This window comes from Sphingobacterium sp. NGMCC 1.201703 (assembly GCF_047784615.1).
Classification (GTDB): domain Bacteria; phylum Bacteroidota; class Bacteroidia; order Sphingobacteriales; family Sphingobacteriaceae; genus Sphingobacterium.
This window is the reverse complement of record NZ_JBLOHD010000004.1, coordinates 20329-39562: the sequence shown is the minus strand read 5'-3', so window position 1 is coordinate 39562 and position 19234 is coordinate 20329. Positions and strand designations below refer to the sequence as shown.

Here is a 19234-nt window from a genome sequence, read left to right as displayed (position 1 = left end):
GTAATGTAAACTTTTTCTTGAAGTTATAAAAATCTGAGGAAAAAGTTTATATGCTGATAGCTTGCTACCAGCAATATCTTTATTTCAAGCTAACACTAAGATTTTCTTTGCCAATTCAGCATATAGAGTAAGGCGATCCCCAATACAACGGCATTTGCATACATAATTTGCGGAATGCGGAGAATAACATCTGCATAATAGAGTCCGGCGAGTAGCGCCCCGAGCCCAATTCCTGCTTCGAGCGAAATATACATGGTCGCAACGGCTTTACCCCGATGTTCGGGGATACTCAGGTCAATGGTCCAGGCATTTACGGCAGGAGATAATATACCTGTACCGATACCATAGATACTTGCTCCGGCCATCAGGCCTATAAAGCTATCCTCAAGACCAATAACTACTAGTGCAATGGCAATAATTACTAAACCGGTAACAATAACTTTTGGCCTCCCATAGCGGTCGGAGACCTTTCCGGATACAAAACGTATCATAACGGATGCAATCGTAAATGCCAGGAAGAAGAGTCCCTTATTTTTAAGACCGAGGTGTTCGCTCCAATCTGGTATAAGGGTCAGAATCACACCATAGGCTGTATAGGACAGAAACGTAACTATTCCCGCTGGAAGTGCGCGCCATTCAATAATATCCTTTCGATCTATTTTGAGCATGGAAAGGTTGAATTTTTCCTTTTTGACCAAGGTCTCCTTCATGTTGATGACAATCAAAATCGATAATAATGCCATAAAGGAAGAGGAGTAGAACATCACATTAATTCCAAAAGCATCAAAAATCGCACTGCCTATCGCTGGGCCTACTGCAGTGCCTACACTGAATGCAAGACCATGCATCCCCAAGGCTTCGCCCCATCTTTTTTGGGGAACAAGATCCGCCACATACGCGGAGGTGGATGTAGGTTTAAAACCAGTGGAGAAACCGTGGATCAAGCGCAGAAATAGAAAGCCAGCGACAGAAGTTAAGATCGGATAGAGAAAACCGCAGATAAAACAGACAATAGATCCAATAGCCATGACCGGTACGCGGCCCCAACGGTCGGTCAGCTTACCGCTGAAAGGTCTCGAAATTCCGGCAGTCAATGTAAATAATGCAATGATCAGCCCCTTGTATTCAGCCCCACCCAAACTACTCAGGTAATTAGGGAGCTCTGGAATAATCATATTGAAACTCGAGGAGAATAGGAGTGAGCTCAGGCAGAGTAAAATAAATTGAAGCGTATAGATGGATTTCTGTTCAGATGGCATTTTAAAACAATTGTCGTGCATGAATAATTCTTCAAGTATGCGATACCGTGGAAGATAGCGGTACTTTTTGAAGAGTAGGTCAAATGTACAGCTTTTGAAACGATTAAACTTTTTCTTTTGATCGAAATTTTTAAAATCCTTTCTGGTAGCATAAAAATAATCATCCAGAGATCCGCTTGATACAAACTTTGTATATTTGGTCTTCGCCAGCGATAGAAAACTCTTTTATTGGCCGAACTTTAAGAAACCTCCAATTGGTCATATACCCCGCGACCTTTCACAAAGATCTGGGCTTTGCAGTCGCTGAGATTGAAGACTCCGAAGGAAACCGGATCGGACTTCATCAACGGTTGTAGGGCGCTTTTGGAAACAAATTCGCTAAACCAGTTGTACTCGGGCGATCTCACTGCAAAATATCGTTGTTGCGACGGCAACATTCAGCGATTCCGCTTGGCCGATACGGGGTATGGTAACCGCTTGATCTATTAGGGCTATTAGTTCTGCACTGATGCCGTTGCCTTCATTTCCCATGATAATCAATCCTTCTGAACGCCATTCGGTCTGGTAAATGGATTGCCCATTGAGCAGTGCACCATAGACCGGTAGGTCGGTTGATGAGATGAATTCATGCAGGTTTACGTAATGAACCTGTATTCGGGCCAGTGAACCCATGGTAGCCTGTACTACTTTTGGATTATAAGCATCTACTGTACCAATGGAGCAAATGATATGTTTGATCCCAAACCATTCAGCCGTACGGATGATAGTTCCCAGATTACCTGGATCCTGTACATCATCCAATACGATATTGTAGCAATTTCTGAGCTCATGTATGTCGATCTGTTGCTGTTTGGGCAGTTTGACCAGGGCAAGGATACCCTGAGGAGATTTTAAGGTACTAATCTTTTGAAATTCAGCCTCGGTTAGCTCGTGGGATTTTATATTATGCGAGATTTTACCCACTTTTGTGTTTGCGTCGTCTGTATAGAAAATGGACTCGACCTGGTAGCTTGATGCCATAAATTCCTTGACGGATTTTATACCCTCAACGATAAATAAGCCATGTTGTTTTCTATACTTTTTATTTTGTAGAGACGTTATTAGACTGATTTGCGCTTTTGACAACATTTTTATTGATGATTAAGTATCCTCGTTTTATCGGATTTGCAAGTATAATGCTTTTGATGCTATTTTTTGCATCTTGCCGATCTTCAAAATATATCGATGATGACCAGGCTCTGGTTACAAAAATACAGATTTCCGGCGTTTCACCAGCATTGAAAGAATCTTCTGAAACCTATATTTCCAATCAGATAAAACCAAATTCAAGGGTAAATCTCTTTATTTATAATACTTTCAATACAAAAAAAGGACGCTACAAGACCAAGAAAATACGGAATGTTGGTGAGCCACCCCATTTGTTGGACTCGGCGATGGTGGACCTCTCCGCCAACCAGATCCGCCGCTTTTTATTTACCAAGGGATATTTTAACGCCAAAGTCAGTCCCGAAATCACCGTGAACAAAAAAAGAGCCCATATCAATTTTAAGGTTAATGAAGGAAGCGCCTATCATATTAGGAACATCGAGCGGACGTATGAGCATGCTGATGCGAAGTGGTTCTTTGATCGGGATATTCTGCCCAAAACAAAAGTCAAGCCCAATACCCAATACGATGCTGCTAAATTGTTGGATGAACGTGAAAAGCTTTATGTTGTCTTGCGCAACAATGGTTACTACGATTATTTACGGCAATACATGCGTGTCGGTATAGACTCTACGTTGAACGGTAATTTAATTGACCTAAAAATAAATGTTGAAAATCCCAGCGATTCAACGATACATAAAAAGTATCAAATTGATAGTGTATATATGACTATTAGGAATTATGGGGTCATGTCGAAGAAACCGCCCCGTCGTATAAGCGATTCAACCAAGCGACTTCTTTTTGTTGACGAGACCAATAGCTTTCGGTGGAAACCGTTGGAGCGATATATGTATTTGCGGTCTGGAAATTACTATTCCTTGGCTGAAGAGAACAAGTCTTATGATCGTTTATATGAAATGAATGGTTTTCGGTCGGTGAAAATACAGTTCGTAAAAAAAGACTCTAATAAGCTTGATGTTCACTATGATTTCGTACCACGTCCACGTATGGGCAACCAGATCGAAGGGGAGTATACGTTTAGTTCGGGGATGAGCGGTTTTAACATAGGGAATACATTTTCGCAGCGCAATATTTTTGGCGGTTCCGAGCAGCTGGAGGTCAAGTTAAGATATGGTGTACTGTTTGACCCGCGTCTGGCAGGGGGGCTGTCCAGCAAGATTTTCAACAATGATTTTCAGGCGGGTGTGAATTTGGTTATCCCACGACTCATGGTACCTTTTCATATTAATCCAGGCGGAAAATTTGGTTTACCCAAAACGACCTATTCGATGACGCTTCAGTTGTTTGATCAGGATCGGACATATTCTAACCGTTATTTTATTACGTCATTGAATTACTCCTGGTATGAAACGGAAAACAAATATCATAGTTTTACACCAATCGTATTGGAGTACCGCGATGGGCGATTGGACACAAATTTTAGGAAAAACCTTGAACAGGGGGGGTATCAATTGTATGTGCGCAGTAATGACCGCCAATATTTCGGTTTGGGAACACAGTATACTTTTATCCTGAACGGAAAAAAGTTGACCAGTAAAGAAGATTTTCAGTATTTCAGGGGTACGGTGGATCTCAGTGGTAATGTGCTGGATCTGATCAGTAGCATGGCTAAGCTACCGACGAATGCCGATGGCGAGAAAAAGATCTTTGGTGTACCGTTCCTACAATATGCGAAAACTGAATTTGATTATCGTTTGTACCGTAACCTGGGCGGAAACAGACAGTTTGTTTTCCGCTTTAATCCGGGAATTGCTATTCCGTATGGAAACAATTCAAAGTTGCTGATCTTTGAAAAAAGTTTTTACAGTGGTGGAATGAATGGGATTCGGGCTTGGCAAGCACGTACACTCGGCCCGGGAGCATATAATAGACAGAATCTAAGTGAAGATCTACGGCTCAATTTGCGTAATCTCGATCAATTGGGCGAGATTAAATTGGAAGCAAATGCTGAATATAGGTTTCGTATCTTAAATAATTTTTTGGGAGCCAAAATGAACGGAGCAACTTTTCTTGATATGGGAAATGTATGGCGCCTGAAAAAAGATGAGGAACTAAATCCCGGTGGTGAATTTAAATTCAATAAATTTCTTGGACAGGTAGCAATAGGTACCGGTTTTGGACTTCGCTTTGATTCAGATTACTTTGTCATCCGTTTAGATGCGGGATTAAAGGTCAAAGATCCCCAGTTTTCGGGAAGCAATCAATGGGTTATCAAGAATTTCTTTGATTCAAAAGAATTTAAAGAACAATATTATCAAACCCATAGACCGGACCGTTATAATTTTATACAGTACAATTTTGGAATCGGTATGCCATTTTAGGGAGCGATCATTGATTATAATTCGCTTAACAAGGGAAATTACGATTTTGATATACCGATATTGGCTGCTAGCCTATAAGATTCTTTAGACTGGAGAAAATTGATTCAAAAACCTTACTTAAATCTAATCCCTGTGAGTGATTGAATATAAAGAAAACGATTGCCAGTGCAATGGCAGTCATAATCACTTTTTTAAACATATAGGCGATACCCAATACAATGGCAGGAATGATTAAAAACATCAATCCGCTGATAGCAAAGGGGGAAAGTCCGCTATCAGTCTTATAGATATAAAACAGGCGTCCTTTGGATTTTTCTTGGTTTTTGTGATTAAAAAATACAAAGGTAGACGATTCGATTTTTTGATCTGGAACAGCTACACCATCGTGAAATTGGAGCGCCTGAGAGAAACCGTTGATGGTAAACATGTAGTTTCCATTGATGGTCTCATTGGTATTGCCCAGTGAATCTAAAGCGACAACCGCGAGCTTTCCGTTTTTGGAAAGATTCTCTTTTACGACAAAGTCCTGGATATTTTGCTGCTGAGCACTTGCCCAGAAAGGTATCAGTAATAGAAAAAATAGTACCTTTTTCATCTTATTCTTTATGTTTTAATTTTTCACTCTACTGTAGCAACAGTTTTGACTAATTTTCTTATGTCCGGATCTAGCGAAGAGATAAGTTAATGTTAAATCTATCGAAACAGATTCTGTCAAAATGAGCATGCAATTTTAGGAATTTTAATCTTCTTTTGGAAATCTTAAATTTTTCGGGAATTGATTCTAATCGATTTTCTGATCTTAGACCTTATGGGTAATTTTTTTTGTTCAGCGAAGCTCAGATTTTCAAACTTATCTTTTAGTCTATTGATATTAAGTTTCTTCGAGAGATTATTCCTTTTCATTCCTTCCCCAAATCAAGATATTCGCAATATGATTTAACTTAAATTCTACCGCTAAGGTGTCCAATTTTTCGGAGAAAGCATGCAGTTGACTTAGCAGGGTGATGAAGGCATTTTTTGTTGTTTGATAATCAAGTTCGATTTTATTTTTTGCAAAATATGGAAAGAAAGGCTCATATTTATCGTAGCAGAAAATGGTAATTCTTTGTTGATTTTTGGTGATTAGGGGGGAAGGATGGCACTCCAATAGGAAAAAATCTTCGAAATTTTCATTTAGCAATTTTTTCCATTGTTGGATTTCTTCTAAGAGACCACAGCATTGAGGATACAATTCGACTTGTCCATTAATACAAATTGCGTACCCGCCAAATAGTGAGCAAGCGTCTTTTATGGGCATGTCTCCAATATGTAGTTTGATTATTGTTCTTAAATCCTCGATCTTAATGTCAAAAAGTCGATATTGATAAATTCCTGTTGTGATTGGAGGCGGGATATCAATATAGTTTTTCCTTAATTCATTTTCTTGATATAGGTCCCATTCTTTTGTATTCGTAAATGCAGTTCCCACAGGTACTATGTTGCTTTGAAGGTCCTTTATGGTAGGAAGCTCAATCAGTGGTATAAAATCTATTTTGTCCATTAACGTCATTTGTGATGAATCTCATATGTCCAGTTGTTTTTGGGGATTTATCATCGAAAGTACAAGCTTCATTATCTCCTCCTACATGAGTGACGAAGCTCCCATTGCTTACAGCTTTCTGTATAAAATCAGAAAACTGTAAGCAAAAAATTATTTCTTCATTAACTCTTCGACTAACTGAAGTTTTATGGTCTCCAAAATTCCTTTCGGGTCGTCAACGATTATTTTCCCAAAAATATCCTTTTTAATTGACGCATTGTTACCATGGTTGTCACTTGCTTCGTAGTTTCCAAATATATCTTTTCTTACAGTAATACGATTTCCTCTATTATCATCAATTGTTTTGTTCCCTAAGATATCTGTTGTTACAGATGTACGTTTACCATTACTACTTTCTATATTAAGGTTACCCAGCACATCCTTTGATACAGAGGTACGGTTCCCTTTATTATCAGAGATTTCCAGATCGCCTAGAACATTTTTTGATATTGTACTGCTGTTTCCATTGTTGTCACGTATTTCTAAATCACCGAAAATATTTTTTGATATAGTCGTTACATTGCCTTTATTGTCGTACATCTCTAAGTTACCATAGATGTTTTTCGCGATTGTGGAAGGATTTCTGTCCAGATTTGGAATGTCGAAATCACCATTGTTGTTTTTCCGGACTATGGTCTCATTTCCGTTCTCGTCTTTTACTATAATATTTCCCGAAAAGTCCTCTTTTATTATTGTTGTTGCACCATATTTATCTTTTGTTGCATAATCACCGCCGCCATAGCTTTTGCTATATTTTACGCTTTTACGCCATTTATCAGAAATGGTAACTTCTCCCCAGGGATCTACTTTAATCTGAATAGAGCTTTTATCTAAACCTTCTAAGATTGCCAGCTTGGTAATGTAATTTTTTATGTTATTCGAAAGTGTATCTGATCCTTGTTTGAAACGGTTTTTATCAGTTGAAAATTCAGCTTTTACGGTAATGCTGGAAAGCAACAAGGCAAAACTAAATAGGATATATATACGTATCATATGACTGTGATTTTATGTTTAATATACGCTTTTTTGATAAGGAATTAAAGTAAATGCTTTTAAATGCTTAATACTCGTAGATAAAATCTCAGGTTCTTTGATAAAATGTATTTTCCAGCCTGTAAAGTAGGATTATTATCTCTTAAGTGAAAAATAAGCGGTACCGTTCTGTTTAAATTTCCTATATTTAAGCATCACAGAAAAGAATTTATAATACCTTAAGGAAAAATGTTTAAGCATTTAAAGTATATAGACGGTACATCAGACAAATTTTGGGAAATAGAGACAACTGGTGCGACACATACGGTGACCTATGGCCGAAATGGGACGGCAGGACAGAGTAAAAGTAAGGCCTTCGGCTCCGAAGAAGCCTGTCTAAAGGATGCTGAAAAACTAATTGCGGAGAAGACTAAAAAAGGCTATTCAGAAGATGGTACCGTAGCTGCCGATGGCAAGGAAAAGGGATCAGCGGTTAGACAGCCCACGGCTGCCGGCCAGCGTAAAGAAGAGGCGGTAGCAGCGCTGAAGTTGCTTATCAAAGAGGCAAGGACGGAAGATATCATCTCTTTTCTAGAAGAATATTCCAATGGTAACCTTGAAATTTTAAAAAAGGAAATTCGTGCTGCCAAGCGCTATTGGGTCGATTACAGTGATCTTTCCAAAGATCCTGAATTTAAAAATAAGGCTCAGTACAACTGGGGGACAAGAGGTACCAAGGAACAACAACGTACGGTGAAATTACTTGCTCTGGCCACTTTTTCTGGCTCCGATGCCGGTAACTGGGATATTTTTCATGAACTTTTGAACCAGGCAAGGAGCAAGGATGTCATGCAGATCCTAACCTATGCCAAGCCGAACTGGCTGGGCGGATATTTATTGCAGTTGGTTCGTAAAAATGATTGGCAGCGGATCAATTACGATAATCTCCGTCTTTTGGAGCAAATGGGATATGTTGATTTTGAACCGGAACTTTATGCAAGTTCAATTTCCGGTTTTAATAATTATGAATCGAAAAGGTTTTTTGAACAATTGACAACGGACGAATTGACGATCCAACGGGATATTCCACTGGTATTTGCTTATGAAACAGGGATTCACAGCACCTATTGGAATTATGATTATAATAATGCGGACAATGAACTGTTATGGGATAAAGTGTTCGATACCTTATTGACCAATCGGAAAATTGATCCCGAACTCATCATTACCGGAGCGCTCGAGTCTCAGACCAAAAACTGGAATAATAATCTAAAGAGCTATTTCAGAAAACTTATCGAACGGATGAAGCTTTCCGATAATACAGTGATTGAACATCAGCAAAAGTTCTTTCCTCTGTTGCATGCTGAACATAGTGCTGTGATCAATTTTGTGATCGAGTATCTAAAACCTTTCTTCTCACATCATGATTTTCAGTTACAGGAATTTTTGGATTGGGCTGAAGCAATTTTTATGCGGAGCGATGTTAAGGCAAGCCTGAAGACCCTTTTGATTCAATTTGATAAGTTGTTGAAGCAAAAACCGGAATGGAAGGAGCGATTTGTTTCCCTGGCAGCAGATCTATTTATGATTTCAGACCTACAGTTACAAGAAAGAGCAAGCAAGTTTATCTTAAAAAATCAGACCAAACCATCAGAAGAGTTATCTGGAAAGCTTCAGATGTACAAGACCCAAATGATGGGAACAGTGGCTGTTGACCTGAAGCATCTTTTGCAAGAAGAAGGCTATTCTGAAGCTGAAATCCTAGCAGAGCTGAACGGTCAATCCCCGGAACGCTATAGCTATCAGCCAACAGTAGTTCGGTGCCTTAACGAAGCTTATGAATACCCACAGACCTGGAATGAAATATTTTTCAAGGTGGGGGAAGTCATTGGTGGTTCGGATCCCGTTCAGGTGGAGATACTGATGAATGCCTGGGTGCAACAGGCAGCTGTTTTTCCCGCAGACTATAAGATACAACTGGAGCCATATATCAAACAGCTGACAGGAGCCTATCGTGAATCCTCCTGGTACAATCATTTTTCAGGGGCCTTTATTAATATGTACTTTAAACCCTCGGTAGTGTATAAAGATAAGGATCGGCATCACAATTATTCGAAATGGGTCAGTCTGATGGGAAACCAATTGGAGCTATTGCAGCGTTATCGGATTGATGGTATCCGTCTGCCGCTGTTGAGCCTGCCGACACATAAACCATTCTGGATTGCACCGACCGTTCTCGTTCAGCGTATTTTGGCCTATCAGGAAGCAGGAGTGAAGATCAATTTATTGGATTTGTCCATAGCACTGAGCCGTACAGTCCGTGAAGATCTAGAGAGAATTGAAACACTGATAGAACAAATAAAGGAACAGCAGGTCCAAGATGTGATCGGTTATGCCCTAGGTTTGGAGCCGATGAAGGTTCAGCAGCAATCCTGGCTTAAAAATTTATTGTCTTCCAAAGATTCGGATCACATGAACTGGATTGGTGTATGGGCTACCGCGGCACGTACACATCATCGGGATGCCTATTTTGAAGAATTTTCCAAGGAGCCTTTAGCGAATATTCCTTTTGCTGCCCAGCCATTCCGTCCGGCATTGAAAATAGAGCCTACTTATTATAACGGTTATAATTACACGACCAGAAAGTCGGAGCAGGTATATAACGGTGATAAGCTGAGCTATCATTTCCCTGCTTTCCAACAGGGAGTTGAGACTTTTTTGTATCACAAAGATATTTTCAACCGAGGAAATGATAGCTTATTGTCTTACTATTTGTATAGGGCTGATGTACCCTACATGTACAGTTTGATGCCGCAGAATACGGAAAGTCTATCCATGTTTTTGACGATGGGGCTGAATAGCAAAAGTGATATTGGCGGAAAATCTTCTGCTGCTTACTTACAAGAAATGTTGAACGATTTTTTTCATTTTGATGATCAGTCCAATCTATACTTGGCAACTTCGCTTTTCAACAAAGAGAAAGAGGTGCGCGCGATGGCTGTCGAGGTTATTTTGGCTGCGATTAACGAAAATAGACTGGACACTACGGCATTAGGCAAACACTTAGGAATGCTTCTGAGCAATGGTTATGGGCCAATTGGTCGATGTGTCGAAGTTCTGGAGCAATGCCGGGATATATCTTCGAAGCATAACAATGCCTTATTGCAGTTACTGGATGTGGCTTTAGTTCATTACAACATTGTCGAAAAGATGCCGACTAATTTTAAAAAGATCATCGAATATTATTACGATTTAATGAACAAGGAGCAGTACAATTTTCCAGAAGGTCTGCAACAGGTTTTAGGGAAACTGGAAATATATAAGAGTTTACAACCTATTTTGAAAAAAATAAGAAAATAACAATATGGCCGAGCAAGATTTAGCGATTAGCTACGCAAGAAATTCACAACTGACCCAGCAATCGGGCATACAGCAATTAGTATTGGCGCATCAGTCGGAACTGGCAGAAGTCGCCAATGTGCCCTGTTTCTTTTGGGGGAGCCTTACCGATCCTTTACTGACTTCGAAATGTTTGTTGACCCTGTCGAAAGTTGTGCGATCGAGCTTCGGACCTGTACCTCCGAGTCTACGGGATCCGATTGTTTCAGCCGGTAGCAATCAGATTCGTTTCGAGGGCTTTTCTTCCTGTAACGGTGTTTATGCACGTCTGGATCTATTGGAGGAAGCTATTGATGGCGAGTTTATCGCGAGTGGAACAACCAATGTGGATTTCAATGAACCTATGCTCAATGCATTAAATGCTGTCAAGAAGACCGAAAAGATGGTGTTGGGGGTAGGTAGCAATGAAGTTGCCATTAGTACTGATAAAACCAAGGTGACTGAAAAGAAAGTGACTTTGCCGCCACGTTGGATTAAAGGTTTGACTTCCGTCCAACTCTATCTAGCCGGCATGGAACTACAGTTTGAGTTAAATAAAATTCAACTTATCCAATTGTTTCAGGGCATTCCAAAAGGGAATGTGAAAGGGGAGTTCTATCTAACAAAAAGGGCTAACCGATTTGTGTTTTCGCCTATAAGTACAGGAGATGCGGTACGTATTGGCGGTATACAGCGATTGCGTTTATTGGAGGGATTGCTGACATATGCAGATAGATTACTTGTTTATCAGGAAAAGGGAGGTGAAAGCGCAGCGTTTGTAGCCGACTTTGGTAAAATGAGACTGACGCTTGCCTTGTCACCAGATAGTTATCGCGGATTTTCGGGCGAGGGTAATGTACTAGAAAATATGGTTAAGGCCGTGCCTGATGAATGGATCCATGCTGTTAACGGACTACTCAAATCCAACGAGTTATTTGATCCAACAATGCTTTCCATAGAGCATGATGTGGACTTTGATACGATGGACACCCTATCGGCTTCATTATCATCTATCGGGCTGTTAGGTTATGATCTACATAATCATCAGCATTACTATAGAAGGTTACCGTTTAAGATGGAACGTATTCTGGCCTTGAATCCACGGTTAAAAAATGCGAAAAAACTAGTTGCGACGGCAGGTGTGCAATTTATCAAGAATACGGCGGATTATATTGAAGCCAGAGTTGACGGGTCAGGTGTACAGCATACTGTGATCATTCAAGAAGATAAGTTTCGGTGTACCTGCAATTGGTTTACCAATCATCAGGGGAAAAGAGGGTTATGTAAACATATACTAGCCGTCAAGATGTTGAATGGCTAACCTGTTTGTTGCTTCATATTTTGCCTGCAGTGAAGTATGAAGCAACAAAATGTAGTGGTCAAATATTTAAAAACAAAGCGACGGGAGATTTGAACGGCTCTGTGTTGTAACTAGTCTAAGATCTCTTCGTATGTCAATGTATTTTTACTCTTTGACACACGAATCGTTATAAATGTCGGAACGATGCCTTTGCCATTAGGACGATACATGGAATAAATATAGGAATCATTGTCGTGATAATTATTGCGTAGCGTGTCACCTTCGTATCTGTCTACCGCAGAGGTATGAACTTCTATTCTTTCATCCATTTTTTTACTCCAGATTCGTTGATCGATAAAAGATTGTTTGTCTTTTTCTGAAATAGATAGTGCAAATTGATGTGTGTAATCTCTTAAGCCGCCACTTTGGTTGGAAATAATTTTAAAATCATCATTTAGCGTGATCTGATGTTCGCTGAGTAGTTTTCTTGCATCAGATTTAGAGAATAATAGATCATCAACTAATAAGTATAGTGTGAATATAAAAAAAGGCAAGGCTAAAACAATCGAGACAATAGTCCCCAACTTTTTACGACCAGACTTTTTTAGGATCCAATATATTAAATAGATGAATAAGCCTGGGATGCAAAACCATATTAAGAAAATTAGAACGTATAGTGTATACATTTGTTAATCGTTATATTGAATTTTGGTGATACAGTCAGCCTTCGTTTGGCCTATTATTTTTTTGCGATTAAGAACAGAAACAGCAAGAGATATCTTTTCATATTTTTGTTGGTCAATATTTTAATATGGCTTTACATGCTAAGTTATGGTTATTTTTTCGATAGCTATAATCCCAATGCCCCTAATCCACTAATAATGTCTAAATAGATTTGTGGTATATGTACATCTCCCATATTTTTACGGGTGATATCAGTAATACCAGCATGCGAAATACCTTGCGAAGCGCGTACATGTTTAAAGTTGGCTCCCCAGATAGTACTTTCTAGTGGAACCATTCCGTCATTTTCACCTACCAGTCGTGTCAGATATTTAAAACTCCATGCATACAATAAATCGTCCTGTGGCTTATTCATTGTTGAAGCAAAGCTCTGATAAAATACATTGTGCATATTAGGAGTGAGCTGGTTGAAAGCATGCATTTTCTTTACACTGAGATCTCGGATTAACTCGAAAGGGGCGGGTGATTGACCACCAAATAAGAAAGAAATACGTTGGATCAGTTTTTTGGTGACGGAATCTTCCCATAGATATTTTTCCATTAGATAATCTGCTATTGGCGTGCCTAAGTGCGGTGTAGATAGGGTACTTAAGGATGCTACCATTTGATGCCCCTCTAGTTTTGAGATAAAATGGCGGGCATCTATTCCGCCTTTGGAATGCGCGATTAGATTAAATTTATTAACACCTATTTTTTCTGCAAGATCTGACAAATTTCTTTTCAGCATCTGAGCATTATTTGCAATAGTGCCCCAACCGTCTGTCTTGCCATAATAAAAAGGGATATTGTTTTCTTTGAGCGTCTTAGGAATTCGTCCCCAAAACAAACTGTTATCTCCAGCTGCTGTACCATGGATCAATATGATAGGATATTTTAATTTAAAAGCAGTCATTGACATTTTTTATAATTTTCATCCATCCAATTGATTTTGCAAATCATCTTTATCTCCTTATAAGCGAGGATAAAATCAGTTGGATTTTTAGCAAGGAGTTCAGTAAATCGTAGCCGCTATTGAACAGAAGTAGAAGATATTCATCTTCTTGTCAGTGAAGTTAGCCAAACTTTATGATAGATTAAAAGTAAATTGTCGTGAGTTTCCTGTCCTTTTTTATAATGAGGGTGAAATTTAAAAGTATGCCGGGAAAAGCAGAAAAAAGTTATTGTGAAAAGTTTTGTTAATAATTCATTAAATGGTTAATTTAATGGAAATTTTCAATTATGAAATCTAATCGCCTATTTATTTTCCTTGTTGTTTTGCTAACAACGATAAGTACTCCTCTGTTCAGTCAACAAAATTTTAACTTTTCATTTGATCAACCGATTACTAATCCCTGGTACAAGATCGGTGACACGACAGCTTTTAAGAGTAGTATAGATCACGATACGTATTATAGTGCAAAAGGCGCACTCCGGATTGAAAGTACAAAAGGGAACAGCGCTTTCGGAGGGATTATGATGTGGTTGCCTTCAAATTTAAAGGGTGATTCCATTGAAGTGTCTGCGATGATCAAGCGCGAGAATGTTATCGCGGGATCTTATGTGTCGATGATGTTGCGGATAGATCCCAAAGTCTTTTTCGACAATATGGCCAATCGCCAAATTAGCGGGACAAAAAACTGGGAAAATATTAAGGTGAAGACCAAATTGATGCCAAGCCAGACCGAAGGGATATCCATTGCATTTTTTCTTTCTGGAGTAGGCAAGATGTGGGTTGATGATGTGCTCATTACTGTAGATGGTAAAGATATTACCAGGGAAGCCGGACTATTTGTGCCATTCGCAAAAGGAATCAGTGAACCTGCAAGTTCGGGAATCTCTGATTTTAATAGTACTCCAGAGCTTGATCAACGCTTAGTGGATTTGGGAAGAATATGGGGTTTTCTGAAATATAGACATCCGGCTGTGGCCCAAGGAAAATATGATTGGGATCAGCAGGCATTTAAGTCCATTCACGCTATTATTATGGCAAAGGATAATAAATCTGTTGAGGCACATTATGCCGCGCTGTTAGATAGTCTAGGTACCACGGTCAATTATGCCAAGCCGCAGCTTGAAAACGTTGTCCACGAAGTTGATTATAGTTGGATTGACGGTCTCCCTTTTAACGATGATATCAAAAATAAATTAAAAAGCGTTCGCTACAGTAATTTTGATCAACATCATTATTTTGGTTTTGCTGAAGATGTCGGCAATGTTGTTTTCAAGAATGAAAAAAAATATGAAAATGTATTTTCTGCAGATGCGGGATTCCGCTTATTGGCGCTCTTTCGCTTTTGGAATATGATCGAATATTTTTCCCCTTATAAACATTTGACGGATCCGAAATGGGATGTGGTTTTAGAGACCGCTGTGCCAGAAATGATCCTTAGTCGAGATGACATTTCTTATGGTCTTTCTCTTCTCAAGATGGTATCCCGCGTTAAAGATGCGCATACCGGACTCTGGAGCATGCCCAAGGGGCTGATAAATTTTTATGGCAAGTACCGAATGCCTGTAGAGATCCGAATGATTGAAGGACAAGCCGTGGTAACTAAAGTTTTTGATAGCGGAAACACCGGAGCTAAACTTAGGATTGGGGATGTTATCCTAAGTAAAGAACATAAAAAGATCGAAGAAATTAGAGATTCGCTTTGGGCTTACATGAGTACACCGAATGAAGCTGTTGCCAACCGTGATCTGGCGAGACGGCTTGTGACAAGCAATCGCAAGATTGTACGCTGTGAACTAATGCGCGATGGCCAACCGCTTACAGTAGATATTGCTGCGGTGCCTTCTATGCAAATTAAACCTGTGCCAAAAGATACCGTTGCCTTTAAAATGCTGGATAATAATATCCTGTATATCAATCACAGTTTGCTGCGGGGTAAAATGATCACTGAAAATATGGCAAACTGGAGTAAGGTAAAAGGCGTCTTGATTGATGATCGCAACTACCCCGGTGATTTTTTAGTATTCAAGCTTAGTCCCTTGTTGTTAACCAAGCCTACTGATTTCGTCCGTTTTTCCAGTACCAGTCTTCAACATCCCGGCACTTTTGTAATGAGCAGTCCATTACAAGTTGGGGAGAATACCAATGAATGTTATCAGGGTAAAGTGGCTATTCTCGTTAATGAAGATACACAGAGTTCTGCGGAATATCATGTGATGGCTTATCAGGCAGCTGCCAATGTTAGGGTTTTCGGGTCACAGACAGCAGGTGCTGATGGAAATGTCAGTTACATTGATCTACCGGGCAATCAGCGGACAATGCTTTCAGGGCTGGGGGTATATTATCCCGATCAGCGTGAAACCCAACGTGTAGGCATTAAAATTGATGAGATTGTCAAACCAAGTATCAAAGGAATTCGAGAAGGTAGGGATGAGGTAATGGAAAAAGCGCTTGAGTATCTAAATAAATAAGTTTGGTCTTTATGAAGGATAGTTGTGAAGGGGGGCGGACTTAAAATCGGATGCTATAAATTGATCTATATAAAAATAATTACTAAAATATTTAGTAATTATTTTTATGTTTAGTTATCTTTGTACTATTCTAAAGTCAGTACCAATTTAAATAAGGAACTATGACAACAGACCAAACTTTAGTATCCGATATAAAAGCGATTATTTCCCAGTCCAAAGACAATGCCATTCGTGCTGTCGACCATCAGCGCACTTTGATGTACTGGCATATCGGTAAGCGTATCTTTGAAGAAGAACAGCAAGGAAAGGATAGGGCTGATTATGGAAAATATCTTACAAAGTATCTAGCCAAAGCGTTAGAACCTGAATTTGGTAGCGGATTCTCGCGAAGGCAGATTGAGTTGTTTAGACAGTTTTATCGTGTTTTTCCAATTGCGAATGCACTGCGTTCGCAATTGAGCTGGACACAATATAGGTTGTTGATGCGGCTTGACTTGGACGAACAACGAGAATTCTATATGGCTGAAACCATCAAAAATAACTGGACATCACGGCAGCTGGAAAGACAGGTTTTTAGTAATTTATATGAACGTCTGCTGCTTAGCAACGATAAGGAAAGTGTATTGGCTGTGGCAAAAAAGGAAAAGATGCCCTCCGATGCAAAAGAGATTATCAAAGATCCAATGGTACTGGAGTTTTTGGGGCTGAAGCGAGAAAGTGCCTACTATGAAAAAGATCTTGAGGGTGCAATTATTACCCATCTTCAGGAGTTTTTACTGGAGCTGGGGAATGGCTTTTCTTTTGTTGCCCGCCAAAAACGTATACATATCGAAGGCGATGAGTTCTTTGTGGATTTAGTCTTTTACAACCGTTTATTGCAAAGTTTTGTGATTATTGAAATCAAGACCCACAAATTAACCCATCAGGACATTGGTCAGTTGCAAATGTATGTTAATTACTACGATCGTATTGAAAAGCTCCCGCATGAGCATCCCACGATTGGCATCTTGCTCTGTGCGAATAAAAATGATGCGGTAGTAAAATTTACCCTCCCCGAGGGACAAAAACAGATTGTTGCCAGTCAGTACGAGCTTTATCTACCTACGGAGCAACAGCTGTTGGATGAGCTGAACAAAGAATTGGATAGTTTTGTGAGTAAGGACAGCGTAGAATAGATAAATTGAGTTTATTCAATGTCCATCGAAAAACATACATTATAAGTACCTGTTATTGCTGAAAGGAATAGTAGACAGGAGTATACTACTTTCAAATAAATTTTAAGCCATTATTAGCAGTATAGTTAATGATAGTGACCAAGTTTATAATGAGGGCATTTAACTATAGAAAGCCTGTACAAGTATCATCAAAAAAACGAAGAGCAGCAGTCTTTTACCTGTGGAATTTCAATCATTATTGGTTTTTTCAATTTTATTTTTCAAACATAGAATATTTTGTACATTTGTATCGAATAAAATCGAAATAGAAATGGCAGAAACTGTACAACCAAGAGCTCCAAAGACAACTGATAATAATGCGAATCAAACTCATTACTACAAAACATTGGTAGTAGCTATCGCTTTAGGTTTAATCGGCACATTTATCCGTTTTGTACCGGATGTATGTACTGCAATGGGACAACAAACATTCTTGTTCTCCGCGATAGCAAATATCTCATTGATCATAGGTACACTTATCGCATTTAAAACTGTTTTCGGAATTTTGGGATTTGGAAAAAACCGTGACTAATTTAGGGTCATTTAAGATATTAAAAGCCTCAGTTTTTACTGGGGCTTTTTTATGCGCTGATGTTTTGTTTTAATAAGCAGTTGCAAGGTACAAAGTATATTCAGTTGGGTAAGATGTTCTATAGAGTGAAATGCTTTGCTAAAAAGGCCTGAATATAGGAAAAAGGCGAGGAGATCGTATTGGTATTAAAGCATTGTCTAGTAAAGAAACTAAAAAAGGCATCAATTGAAAAATTGATGCCTTTTCGCTATAAATGCTGTTTAGATTATGCGAATAATGACCAAGTGCCCCATGGAATACGAGCAAGCATTAAAATCAAACCGATGATATAGAAAACCACAACAGTTTGATTTGCTTTTCTTGAATTTTCCATCTTTTTAGCTTTTGAGTAACCGATGGTAATCAATATAATAGCGATGATCATTGTTAACGGGTGCTCAATGATTTTTAAACGCAATGTTGGATCTTTCATCACGGCGCCAGAGATCATCGATGGATACTTCAAATAAAAGTATAAGATCAATCCTACCAATAATTGGATATGCGATACGATAAAACCTAATAAGGCAATTTTACGGTTGTAAGGTTTGTTGCCTAAATAGTTCATTAAGGTGATCACAATAGATATCACCAGGGCCAGCAATAAGACAATTGCTATTGTCGAGTGTAAGTGTAACATAAAAGCTCTCTTTAATTGTTTCCTAAGTTAGCAAAGATAAAAATATAATGAATGTATTTGTTAAAAATCATTGTTCTAGCGGAAATACCTCTGCAATTGGATTGAATAAGTACATGCGTTTGCTGGATAACTCCATACATTTATAGCGTTTCCTTATTTTTTCAATCCGCTGAAATGACCGCCCATTCTTTAATTTAAAAAAATGTCCATCTTCCAATGCTTCTACTGTAAGTGCCTTACTTTTGGTCTCGTCATAGGCTTTCAATGTACGGAACAAATGAAGATCCGTACAGCTCGATGCCGCTGGATTTTCCATGTAACTATGGATTGCGCTATTGATATCGTTTGGGAAAATATTGAGTTTTAAAAAAGGATCCATTAACTCCTTAAAATGTTTTTTCCATTCAGTCCCATGTGGTTTGACACGGTGTTGATGTTTGTTCCAGGTCTGGAGATGCGCAAATTCATGTATAGTCGTGATCAAGAAAGAATAAGGATTCAGATCGTGATTCACCGAGATGCGGTGCGGACTGCCTCTAAATGGCGCACGATAATCCCCCAGTTTGCTGCTTCTGGAACGGGAAATCTTAAATAAGCATGCGGTATGATTTATCCAATTGGATATAATCGGAGCGGCTTCTTCAGGCATGTATTTTTTGAGAGTAGCACTGTAATCTTGCATGCTGTAAA

Annotated in this window: 15 protein-coding genes; 6 read left to right on the top strand and 9 right to left on the bottom strand. The window is 39.1% G+C overall.

Annotated features, from left to right (window positions below; translation table 11 throughout):
• Nucleotides 1-95: 95 nt before the first annotated feature.
• Together ACK8HY_RS08715 and ACK8HY_RS08710 are read right to left on the bottom strand one after the other, a co-directional pair.
• Complete coding sequence (locus ACK8HY_RS08715) at nt 96-1259, bottom strand: MFS transporter (RefSeq protein ID WP_077438341.1); 1164 nt, start codon at nt 1257-1259, stop codon at nt 96-98.
• Nucleotides 1260-1637: 378 nt separating this feature from the next.
• Complete coding sequence (locus ACK8HY_RS08710; RefSeq protein WP_077438340.1) at nt 1638-2387, bottom strand: TrmH family RNA methyltransferase; 750 nt, start codon at nt 2385-2387, stop codon at nt 1638-1640.
• An 8-nt stretch (nt 2388-2395) separates the two neighbouring features.
• Here ACK8HY_RS08710 and ACK8HY_RS08705 point away from each other — a divergent pair, with 8 nt between their 5' ends.
• Nucleotides 2396-4747, top strand: a complete 2352-nt coding sequence (locus tag ACK8HY_RS08705; RefSeq protein ID WP_077438339.1) for a BamA/TamA family outer membrane protein — start codon at nt 2396-2398, stop codon at nt 4745-4747.
• Between the two features lie 67 nt (nt 4748-4814).
• On the opposite strand, the gene ACK8HY_RS08700 is transcribed toward ACK8HY_RS08705, so the two are convergent.
• From ACK8HY_RS08700 to ACK8HY_RS08690, 3 genes are all read right to left on the bottom strand, one after another.
• Nucleotides 4815-5342 (bottom strand): hypothetical protein, encoded by a 528-nt coding sequence (locus tag ACK8HY_RS08700; RefSeq protein WP_077438338.1) that lies wholly within the window; start codon nt 5340-5342, stop codon nt 4815-4817.
• Between the two features lie 294 nt (nt 5343-5636).
• Nucleotides 5637-6287 (bottom strand): hypothetical protein, encoded by a 651-nt coding sequence (locus tag ACK8HY_RS08695; protein ID WP_077438337.1) that lies wholly within the window; start codon nt 6285-6287, stop codon nt 5637-5639.
• A 150-nt stretch (nt 6288-6437) separates the two neighbouring features.
• Nucleotides 6438-7319, bottom strand: coding sequence for a hypothetical protein (locus tag ACK8HY_RS08690; protein ID WP_077438336.1), 882 nt, complete (start codon nt 7317-7319; stop codon nt 6438-6440).
• 228 nt (nt 7320-7547) lie between these two features.
• Between ACK8HY_RS08690 and ACK8HY_RS08685 the strand changes: the two genes are divergently transcribed.
• Nucleotides 7548-10658 (top strand): DUF6493 family protein, encoded by a 3111-nt coding sequence (locus ACK8HY_RS08685; RefSeq protein WP_077438335.1) that lies wholly within the window; start codon nt 7548-7550, stop codon nt 10656-10658.
• 4 nt (nt 10659-10662) lie between these two features.
• Entirely contained in the window at nt 10663-11997 is a 1335-nt protein-coding gene (locus ACK8HY_RS08680) for an SWIM zinc finger family protein (RefSeq protein WP_077438334.1), read from the top strand.
• A 110-nt stretch (nt 11998-12107) separates the two neighbouring features.
• Here the strand turns inward: ACK8HY_RS08680 and ACK8HY_RS08675 are convergent, their stop codons facing one another.
• Both ACK8HY_RS08675 and ACK8HY_RS08670 read right to left on the bottom strand, forming a co-directional pair.
• On the bottom strand, nt 12108-12560 hold the full coding sequence (locus ACK8HY_RS08675) for a hypothetical protein (protein WP_077438333.1): 453 nt from the start codon (nt 12558-12560) through the stop codon (nt 12108-12110).
• Nucleotides 12561-12826: 266 nt separating this feature from the next.
• Nucleotides 12827-13618 carry a lipase family alpha/beta hydrolase gene (locus ACK8HY_RS08670; RefSeq protein WP_077438332.1) on the bottom strand — a complete coding sequence of 264 codons (792 nt, stop codon included), beginning with the start codon at nt 13616-13618 and terminating at the stop codon, nt 12827-12829.
• A gap of 320 nt (nt 13619-13938) precedes the next feature.
• On the opposite strand from ACK8HY_RS08670, the gene ACK8HY_RS08665 reads away from it, so the two are divergent.
• The 3 genes from ACK8HY_RS08665 (at nt 13939) to ACK8HY_RS08655 (ending at nt 17865) form a co-directional block, all read left to right on the top strand.
• Nucleotides 13939-16119 carry a S41 family peptidase gene (locus ACK8HY_RS08665; protein WP_416133375.1) on the top strand — a complete coding sequence of 727 codons (2181 nt, stop codon included), beginning with the start codon at nt 13939-13941 and terminating at the stop codon, nt 16117-16119.
• A 161-nt stretch (nt 16120-16280) separates the two neighbouring features.
• Nucleotides 16281-17294, top strand: coding sequence for a PDDEXK nuclease domain-containing protein (locus ACK8HY_RS08660; RefSeq protein WP_077438330.1), 1014 nt, complete (start codon nt 16281-16283; stop codon nt 17292-17294).
• A 310-nt stretch (nt 17295-17604) separates the two neighbouring features.
• On the top strand, nt 17605-17865 hold the full coding sequence (locus ACK8HY_RS08655) for a hypothetical protein (RefSeq protein ID WP_077438329.1): 261 nt from the start codon (nt 17605-17607) through the stop codon (nt 17863-17865).
• A 265-nt stretch (nt 17866-18130) separates the two neighbouring features.
• Here the strand turns inward: ACK8HY_RS08655 and ACK8HY_RS08650 are convergent, their stop codons facing one another.
• Together ACK8HY_RS08650 and ACK8HY_RS08645 are read right to left on the bottom strand one after the other, a co-directional pair.
• Nucleotides 18131-18544, bottom strand: a complete 414-nt coding sequence (locus ACK8HY_RS08650; protein WP_077438328.1) for a hypothetical protein — start codon at nt 18542-18544, stop codon at nt 18131-18133.
• Between the two features lie 67 nt (nt 18545-18611).
• A complete protein-coding gene (locus tag ACK8HY_RS08645; RefSeq protein WP_077438327.1) occupies nt 18612-19226 on the bottom strand; it encodes a SprT-like domain-containing protein in 615 nt (204 codons plus the stop codon).
• Nucleotides 19227-19234: the final 8 nt, after the last annotated feature.